Source organism: Nocardioides sp., from assembly GCF_036493135.1.
Taxonomy (GTDB): Bacteria; Actinomycetota; Actinomycetes; order Propionibacteriales; family Nocardioidaceae; genus Nocardioides.
The window spans coordinates 124,072-131,963 of record NZ_DASXQG010000062.1; the positions used below are offsets into that span (position 1 = coordinate 124,072).

Below are 7,892 nucleotides of genomic sequence, written 5' to 3' on the forward strand. Positions count from 1 at the left end.
AATCGCCACCTCGACACGGGGGAATCGCCACTTCGGCGGTGGGGAACTGACACCTGGGCGCGGGAGATGGCCCACCTCGGGCTAGGTGGGTCCGAGTCGTCCCAGGAAGCGGTCCGCATCGACGACCACGCGGGTCACCTCGCCGGTGCCGACCACGTGGCCCCCGTCAGCCTCTCGGGCGACGACGCTGAACCGGGAGAGCCGGCCGTCGCGGAAGACCGGTGTGGCCGTCACCTCGAGGAGTACGCCGACCCGGCTCCCGCGCGTGTGCTCGAGGGTCACCCGCGTGCCGACAGAGGTCTCGCCCTTGCCGAGCTCGGGCTCGATCGCGGCGCAGGTGACGGCCTCGCACCACGCCAGCAGCCGCGGCGTACCGAGGACCGGGAGGCTGCCCGACCCGAGCGCCGCGGCGGTGTCGTCGTCGGTGACGGTGAACGTCAGCGTGGTCGTCACGGCCGCAGCTCGAGGCGGTACGCGATCAGGTGCACCTGGTCGGTGGGGGACCAGTCCAGCTCGGGCGCGCGGACGAACCCGACTGCCTCGTAGATGCGGTGAGCCGATGTCATCACCGGCAGGGTCGACATCACGATCGCGGGAGCGCTGTCACGCCGGAACCGGTTCACGACGAGGTCCACCAACGCCGCGCCGATGCCCTGCCCGCGTGCGGTGGGTGCCACGGCCAGCATCCGGAACTCGCCCTCTCCCGGCTTCGAGATCTCCCGCCACGGCGACCCGTCCGGACAGATCGTCACGGTGCCGACGACCTCGTCGGAGTCGTCCCGGGTCGCGACCCAGACCTCCGCCTCGCGGTCGCGCCGCGCCGTGTCGCGCAGGTGCTCGACGTAGTCATCCACGTCGCCCTCGGTGAAGTCGGCGTACGCCGCGAGCGTGACCTCGCCGGCCGCGGGGAGGTCCTCCGGTCGAGCCCGTCGGATGCGCATCAGACGCCGAAGGTGTTCCGCGGGTAGGCGGCGTTCACGTCCGTGATCACGTTCACCAGGTACGGCGCGCCCGCGGCGAACGCGCGGTCCATGGCCGGGCCGATCTCCTTCGGGTCGGTCACGGTCTCGCCGGCGCCACCGAGCGCCCTGACCACCTCGTCGTACCGCGTCTGCTGGGCCAGGTCGGCGGCGACGTCGTAGCCGTAGATCATCTGCATCGGACCCTTCTCCAGCCCCCAGGCGGAGTTGTTGCCCATCACCATGACCACGGGCAGGTCGTGCCGGACCAGGGTGTCGACGTCCATCAACGAGAAGCCGGCCGCGCCGTCGCCGAGCAGCAGCACGACCTGCGACGAGGGCCGGGCCAGGCGCGCGGCGATCGCGGCGCCGAGGCCGGCCCCGAGGCAGCCGTACGGGCCGGGATCGAGCCAGCCCCCGGGGCGTTTCGGCTCGACGTACTTGCCGGCGAAGCTGACGAAGTCGCCGCCGTCGCCGATCACGACCGCGTCGTCGGCGAGGCGGGGGAGCAGCTCGCCGTAGATGCGCGCCGGATGGATCGGGTCGGCCTCGGCGGTCAGCAGCTCGGCGTCGCGAGCCGCGGCCCCCTTCACCGTCGCCTGGAGGTCCTCGACCCAGGCCTTCCACGCCGAGAGGTCGGTGCGCTCCAGCGCCGCCGCCAGACCGCGGGCCACCGAGGACAGGTCGCCCGACACGGAGTCGGCCAGCGCCGCGTGCTGTGCGACCTGGCCGGGCGAGTCGGCGATGTGTACGACGCGCGCGGGCTGGGTCTCGTCCTTGCCGCCGAACACGCCGTACCCGAGCCGGAAGTCGAGCGGCGTTCCGACCACGACGACCAGGTCCGCGGCGTTCAGCGCCTTGCCGCGGGCCTTGGTCACCAGCAGCGGGTGGCCGCCGGGCACGATGCCGCGACCCATCCCGTTGGTGATGGCCGGGACGCCGACCGACTCCACCAGGTCGAGGGCGGCCTGCTCGGCGCCGTCGGCCCAGACGTCGGTTCCGAGGATCAGGACCGGTCGCTCGGCGTCGCCCAGCTGGCGGGCGATCCGCTCGATCGCGTCGGTGTCGGGCCCTGCGCCGCGGTCGCGGTGCCCGGACGGCACGGTCGCCGTGGCCTGGTTGAAGAACTCGTCCATGGGGACGTCGACGAACACCGGGCCGCGGTGGGACGACCCGGCCAGCCGGAACGCCTCGTCGAACCCGGTGGTCACCTCGGCCGCGGTCGGGATGGTCCGCGCGCTCTTCGTGATCGAGGCGACGATCGGGGGCTGGTCCAGCTCCTGGAGGCTGCCGCTGCCCCAGCGGTTCTGCGGTGCGCGACCGCCCACGACGACCATCGGCGACCCGGCGAACTGCGCCTGCGCGATCGCGCTGACGCCATTGGTCACACCGGGGCCGGCCGTCAGCACGGCCAAGCCGGGCACCCGGGTGAGCTTGCCGGTGGCCTCGGCCGCGAACGCCGCGGTCTGCTCGTGGCGTACGTCGAGGATCCGCATCGGAGGGTCGGCCTTGACCGCTCCGTCGTACATCGGGAAGACGTGGGCGCCGGACAGCGTGAACAGGGTCTCCACGCCGTGCGCCCGGGCGACGGCCACGGCCAGCTCACCGGCGTGACCGCTCGTCAGGGGGCCGGACTCGGGTTCGCTCATGAAGGGCAGGTTACCGACCGGTCACCTCGCGCCGGAGGTACGTCGCATTCGTGCTGCGCAGGGCGGCGACCAGCTCGAGCAGGAGGTCGGCCCGGACGTCGATCGGCTCGGGAGCCAGCGCGACCTGGATGTGCAAGGCACGCAGGAAGGCCTCGGGGTTGGCGGTGGTGAGGTAGGGATCGTGCTCGGTGGAGCCGGTGGGCGTGGCCGCCGCGGTCAGCCGGGCCAACCAGGGCTCGATGATCCGCAGCGGCACGAGACGACGCCGGAGGATGGTCATGGTCGCGAGCGCGAGGCGGTCGGGCTCGCCACTCGTGAGCGGTACGGGCGTCTCGAGCAGCAGGCGGTCGGCGATCACGTCGAGCAGCACCGTCAGCTCGTTGAGCCCGAAGTGCGGTGACTCGGCGAGCATACCGACGGCGTCTGCACCATGGGCGACGGCGTGCGCCCAGCCCCGCCCGGGGATGAAGCCACGGACGTCGCGCTCGCGCACCAGCCAGCCTGTGACGCGGTCGCCCCAGTCGAGGATCTTCGCGGGCGGGAGGAGCGACCTTGCGTTGTCGCGCTCGATGCACTCCGCGAGCACCAGTGCGGAGAAGCTGCGCCGGAAGACCGAGTCGGTGCCCGACTCTCCGAGCCCCTGAATGAGTCCGGCGGCCATGCCGTCGCCCAGCCCGGAGAGGAGGTCGTCGTACACGCCCTCGGAGATCCAGGTGGCGAGGATCGGGTAGGCGGTCTCGTCGCGCTCGACCGGATCGATCGAGCCGAGCATCGTGGTGAGCTCAGCGGTGAGGTCGGCCAGCGGCCGGTCGGTCGGCACCTTCATCTCGGCGGACCGGACCTGCTGCCAGTACGCCGTCGACATGTCACCCATCCTGCCAGCCGCCGCGGACCCGGCCGTCGGCAGTCGCCACCCCGCTTACGCTGGGCCGGTGCCGTCCCTGCTGGAGCTGGTCCGCAGCCACACCGACCTCGAAGCGGACGACGTCGGCGTGCTCCAGCTGCTGATGGCCGACTGGCAGATCATCGCGGACCTGTCCTTCGCCGACCTGGTCTTGTGGCTCCCTGATCGCGGGGGAGAGGGCTTCTGGGCCGCCGCCCAGATGCGGCCGACGACCGGACCGACGGCGTACGTCGACGACATCGTCGGGAGCTTCGTCCCGGCCGGACGCCGACCCATGCTCGACCGCGCGTACGCCGACGCCCGGCTGGTCCGCGAGGGAGACCCGGAGTGGCGTGACGACGTCCCCGTGCGGGTCGAGACGATCCCGGTTCCGAGGGGTGGTCGGGTGATCGCGGTCATCGCCCGCAGCACGAACCTCCTCGGGGTCCGCACCCCGAGCCGGCTCGAGCTGTCCTACCTCCAGAGTGCCGCCGACCTGACCGCGATGATCGCCACGGGCGACTTCCCGCCGGCCGCGCAGCGCAGCGCGCACGCCGACTCGCCCCGCGTCGGGGACGGGTTCGTCCGGGTCGACGAGCGGGGCCTGGTCACCTACGCCAGCCCGAACGCCCTCTCGGTCTACCGGCGCCTCGGCTGGTCCGGCGACCTCGACGGCCACGTCCTCGCCGACGTCACCCGGGAGCTGGTGCCACCGCGCCGCCGACCAGATGAGGAGACCCTCAGCGCGGTGCTCGGCGGTCGGGTGCACCGCGACACGGAGGTCGGTGACGACCAGGTGTCGTTGATCGTCCGGGCCATCCCGCTCCGGGCGCGTGGTGGCCACGTCGGTGCCCTCGTGCTGGTGCGCGACGTCACCGACATCCGCCGCCGCGACCGCGAGCTGGTGACCAAGGACGCGACGATCCGCGAGATCCACCACCGCGTGAAGAACAACCTGCAGACGGTCGCCGCGCTGCTGCGGCTCCAGGCACGCCGGATCGGCTCCGACGAGGCCCGGGCCGCCCTCGAGGAGGCGGTACGCCGGGTCGGGTCGATCGCGATCGTCCACGAGACCCTCAGCCAGGAGGTGCTCGACGAGGTCGCCTTCGACGAGATCGCCGACCGGCTCGGCGCGATGGTCACCGATGTGGGTGCCGGGCCGGACGGCCCCCACGACCGGCCCGTCGTACACCGGGAGGGCTCGTTCGGGCTGCTGCCCAACGAGACGGCCACCGCACTGGCGATGGTGCTCACCGAGCTGCTCCAGAACGCCGTTGAGCACGGCTACCCGGGTCAGCAGGCGGGCACCATCTGTGTCGCCCCGGAGCGGATCGCGGGTCGGTTGCGGGTCACCGTCGACGACGACGGGGTCGGCCTTCCGGACGGGTTCGACCCCGAGATGTCACCGAACCTCGGGCTGTCGATCGTGCGGACCCTGGTCGAGTCGGAGCTGGGCGGGCTGCTGGAGCTGCGGTCCGGCCCGGGCGTCGGGGCGCGCGCAGTGGTCGACGTACCTCTCGACCCAGGGTGAGCCGGTGTGTGAGCCGAGTCAGGCGGTGCGCACGCGTGCGCGGGAGCTCCGACGCTTCAGCGCCCGGCGCTCGTCCTCGCTGAGGCCGCCCCAGACTCCGTGGTCCTGTCCGGCCTCGAGGGCCCACTGAAGGCACTGTTCGCGCACCTCACAGCGTCGGCACACCTGCTTGGCCTCCTCGATCTGGAGGATGGCCGGTCCGGTGTTGCCGATGGGGAAGAACAGCTCTGGGTCCTCGTCGAGGCAGGCGGAGCGGTCGCGCCAATCCATGGCTTTCGCAGAACTCTCTTTCACAAGGGGGACAGCATCAGGGCGCGCGGATGTGAATCCATTCACGAGCGCGTCTCCACAGTGGCAAGGTTTGCATCGGGAGACAACCATTTTCGCTGGTCAGTTTTGTCACAGGCCCGGACACCGTCGACCCCCCGTCCACCCATCGGTCTCCCGCACCCGGGCCGTACCCTGACGTTCGTGCCTGACACCCCCGGCCGATCCCGGCCGTCGCCGCTGGTGGTCGCGGCGAGCCTGACGGCGGTCGAGGGCCTCCTGGTGCTCGCATACGGCGTACTGCTCGCCGCCGACATCCACGCCGACCGGGCGGCGATGGGCGTGACCACGTCGCTGTTCTTCATCCTGCTCGGCGCAGCGCTGATCGCGTGCGCCTGGTCCGTCGTCCACGGGCGCACCTGGGCCCGGAGCCCGCTCGTGGTGACCCAGGTGCTGGCCCTGGGGCTGGCCTGGAACTTCCTGGGCGGCAGCACGACCTGGGTATCGGTCGTGCTGGCCCTGATCGCGGTCGTGGTGCTCGTCGGCCTCCTCCACCCGGCCAGCGTCGAGGCGCTGTCGGATCGGCGCGACGACGCCTCGTAGCTCCCCGACCTGCGGGTCAGACCGACTCCCGGAGCGAGCTGCGCAGCTGATCCAGGGTCCGGCTCAGCAGTCGCGACACGTGCATCTGACTGACCCCGATCTCGGCCGCGATCTCCGACTGCGTCTTGTTCTTGAAGAAGCGCAGCAGCAGGATCCGCTTCTCGCGGCTGGGCAACGCCTCGATCAACGGCTTGATCGACTCCCGGATCTCGATCTGCTCGAGGTCCTCATCGTCGAGCCCCATGATCTCCAGCATCGAGACGCCGCCGTCCTCCCCGCTGTCGTCGGTGGCGTCCAGGCTCAGCGTCGAGTAGGCGTTGCTCGACTCGATGCCCTCCACGATCTCCTCCACCGAGCAGCCCATCGCCTCGGCCAGCTCGCGGGGCGTCGGCGACCGGCCGAGGAGCTGGGTCAGCTCCGCGGTCGTGGCGGCGATCTGCATCCGAAGCTCCTGGAGCCGGCGCGGCACGCGGATCGCCCAGCCCTTGTCGCGGAAGTGGCGCTTGATCTCGCCGATGATCGTCGGCGTCGCGTACGTCGAGAACTCGACGCCGCGGGCGAGGTCGAACCGGTCGACCGACTTGATGAGTCCGATGGTGCCGACCTGCACCAGGTCCTCGAACGGCTCCCCGCGGTTGCGGAACCGTCGGGCACAGTGCTCGACCAGCGGCAGGTGCAGGGCGACCAGGCCGTCGCGGGCCGCGAGCCGGGACGCCTCCAGCGTCGAGGTGTCGCGGAACTGGGCGAACAGCCGCGCGTTCTGTTCGCGCGTGCCGTCCATCCGGCCCGGGACGGCGCCCCCGCTCAGGTCCGACCCTGGGGGCCGGGGCCCCGAGCCCCGGTCGATCGCCATCTCAGCCGCCGGCTCCCTGACGTCCGTCACTGAGAGCCAGGCTGGAGTCCATCGAGAACGTGACCTCGAGCCGGTGGTCGTCTGCGTCCACGGCGGCCCCCGCGGTCAGGGTGCTGAGCACCTGCCAGGCGAAGCTCTCGTAGTCGAGCCCGGCACGGCTCGCGGTCTCGACCCGCACCGCCACCGTCAGCGTGCCCGGCGTCTGCCGGAACTCCGCCTCGAGGGCGGCCCCGGGTGTCGCGACCGGCAGCACCAGGGCACAGGCCTCCCCGACCGCGATGCGCAGGTCCTCGATGTCGTCGACGGTGAAGTCGAGCCGCGCGGCGAGGCCCGCGGTCATCGTCCGGAGCACCGAGACGTAGGCGCCGTCGGCCGGGATTCGCAGCGAGACGTCGGCCTTCACGGGTGCGGGGCGGTCCATCGCGAGCCTTCCGGGGAACTGGTGACCGGTCGTCACCCTAGCCGTGCCCGATGCCCCTTGCGGCAAACATCGCGCAACACCCGAACAGGTAAACCGGTGCCCGGCTCCGTCGGAACCTCGCGGTCTATCACTGGGTCAGTGCCGAGCCCCGGTGAGGCGACCTACCAGATCGTCTCGAAGCCTTGAGCTTCGCTCAAGCCTTCTTGGTCTCCTTGTGGGCCAGCCTGGACGGTCGTTGGTGGCAGTCGGTGGCGCATGCGGGCTGACCTGCGGTTATGACTTGGGTGATGTCGGAAGCCGTTGGTCGTCCGCGAACTTCTTGCGGACTTTCTGCGGACTAAATGGTCGTTCATGGCATCGCTAGATTCCGGAATGCCTGGCGTTCGACGCGACGGGCGTCGTGCCAGCGGCCGGCGCCGTCGGCAGCGGCTCCGAGCGGCGCGTATCGGGCGCACTCCGGACGCCAGAGCTGGCGACAAGAAGTCCGCATGGACCCGCGTCGAACCGCCCAGAATGGGCTGCGCCTGACTGGGGCGAATCGGCGCCTTTCGGACCGGGCTAGTCAGTTGATCCTGGTCACACGCCCTAGCCCGCCAGCCGCGGGTCGCGGAGCACCCGACGGACGGGCGTGGGGGCAGGCGTTGCCGCGGACCCTGGGCGCCGCCGTCCTTCCGGACTCGGCGCTGGAGCGTCGTGTGTCACTTTTGATGAGTGACCGGCACGACG

At 71.4% G+C, this 7,892-nt stretch carries 9 protein-coding genes; 2 read left to right on the plus strand and 7 right to left on the minus strand.

Going from position 1 to position 7,892, the window contains the following annotated elements; genetic code table 11:
• Positions 1–81: 81 nt before the first annotated feature.
• From VGJ24_RS11430 to VGJ24_RS11445, 4 genes are read right to left on the minus strand one after another with little or no spacing between them, the layout of a single operon-like run.
• The gene (locus tag VGJ24_RS11430) at positions 82–453 is read right to left on the minus strand and encodes a thioesterase family protein (protein ID WP_331500716.1); all 372 of its coding nucleotides are present in this window, start codon (positions 451–453) and stop codon (positions 82–84) included.
• Entirely contained in the window at positions 450–941 is a 492-nt protein-coding gene (locus VGJ24_RS11435; protein ID WP_331500717.1) for a GNAT family N-acetyltransferase, read from the minus strand. The genes VGJ24_RS11430 and VGJ24_RS11435 overlap by 4 nt, the downstream gene beginning before the upstream one ends.
• Positions 941–2,608, minus strand: coding sequence for an acetolactate synthase (locus VGJ24_RS11440; RefSeq protein WP_331500719.1), 1,668 nt, complete (start codon positions 2,606–2,608; stop codon positions 941–943). The genes VGJ24_RS11435 and VGJ24_RS11440 overlap by 1 nt, the downstream gene beginning before the upstream one ends.
• Positions 2,609–2,618: 10 nt before the next feature.
• Entirely contained in the window at positions 2,619–3,473 is an 855-nt protein-coding gene (locus tag VGJ24_RS11445; RefSeq protein ID WP_331500720.1) for a DUF2785 domain-containing protein, read from the minus strand.
• 67 nt (positions 3,474–3,540) lie between these two features.
• Between VGJ24_RS11445 and VGJ24_RS11450 the strand changes: the two genes are divergently transcribed.
• Complete coding sequence (locus tag VGJ24_RS11450; RefSeq protein WP_331500721.1) at positions 3,541–5,022, plus strand: sensor histidine kinase; 1,482 nt, start codon at positions 3,541–3,543, stop codon at positions 5,020–5,022.
• Positions 5,023–5,040: 18 nt separating this feature from the next.
• On the opposite strand, the gene VGJ24_RS11455 is transcribed toward VGJ24_RS11450, so the two are convergent.
• Complete coding sequence (locus tag VGJ24_RS11455; RefSeq protein ID WP_329651210.1) at positions 5,041–5,292, minus strand: WhiB family transcriptional regulator; 252 nt, start codon at positions 5,290–5,292, stop codon at positions 5,041–5,043.
• Between the two features lie 201 nt (positions 5,293–5,493).
• Here VGJ24_RS11455 and VGJ24_RS11460 point away from each other — a divergent pair, with 201 nt between their 5' ends.
• On the plus strand, positions 5,494–5,892 hold the full coding sequence (locus VGJ24_RS11460) for a hypothetical protein (RefSeq protein ID WP_331500722.1): 399 nt from the start codon (positions 5,494–5,496) through the stop codon (positions 5,890–5,892).
• Positions 5,893–5,908: 16 nt separating this feature from the next.
• Here the strand turns inward: VGJ24_RS11460 and VGJ24_RS11465 are convergent, their stop codons facing one another.
• Together VGJ24_RS11465 and VGJ24_RS11470 are read right to left on the minus strand one after the other, a co-directional pair.
• Positions 5,909–6,775 carry an RNA polymerase sigma factor SigF gene (locus tag VGJ24_RS11465; protein ID WP_331500723.1) on the minus strand — a complete coding sequence of 289 codons (867 nt, stop codon included), beginning with the start codon at positions 6,773–6,775 and terminating at the stop codon, positions 5,909–5,911.
• Positions 6,747–7,166 carry an ATP-binding protein gene (locus VGJ24_RS11470; protein WP_331500724.1) on the minus strand — a complete coding sequence of 140 codons (420 nt, stop codon included), beginning with the start codon at positions 7,164–7,166 and terminating at the stop codon, positions 6,747–6,749. The genes VGJ24_RS11465 and VGJ24_RS11470 overlap by 29 nt, the downstream gene beginning before the upstream one ends.
• Positions 7,167–7,892: the final 726 nt, after the last annotated feature.

Excerpts from the sequence above, each read along its gene's own strand:
- VGJ24_RS11435 (WP_331500717.1), bottom strand. The coding sequence starts at position 941 with ATGCGCATCCGACGGGCTCGACCGGAGGACCTCCCCGCGGCCGGCGAG.
- VGJ24_RS11440 (WP_331500719.1), bottom strand. The coding sequence starts at position 2,608 with ATGAGCGAACCCGAGTCCGGCCCCCTGACGAGCGGTCACGCCGGTGAG.
- VGJ24_RS11445 (WP_331500720.1), bottom strand. The coding sequence starts at position 3,473 with ATGTCGACGGCGTACTGGCAGCAGGTCCGGTCCGCCGAGATGAAGGTG.
- VGJ24_RS11455 (WP_329651210.1), bottom strand. The coding sequence starts at position 5,292 with ATGGATTGGCGCGACCGCTCCGCCTGCCTCGACGAGGACCCAGAGCTG.
- VGJ24_RS11470 (WP_331500724.1), bottom strand. The coding sequence starts at position 7,166 with ATGGACCGCCCCGCACCCGTGAAGGCCGACGTCTCGCTGCGAATCCCG.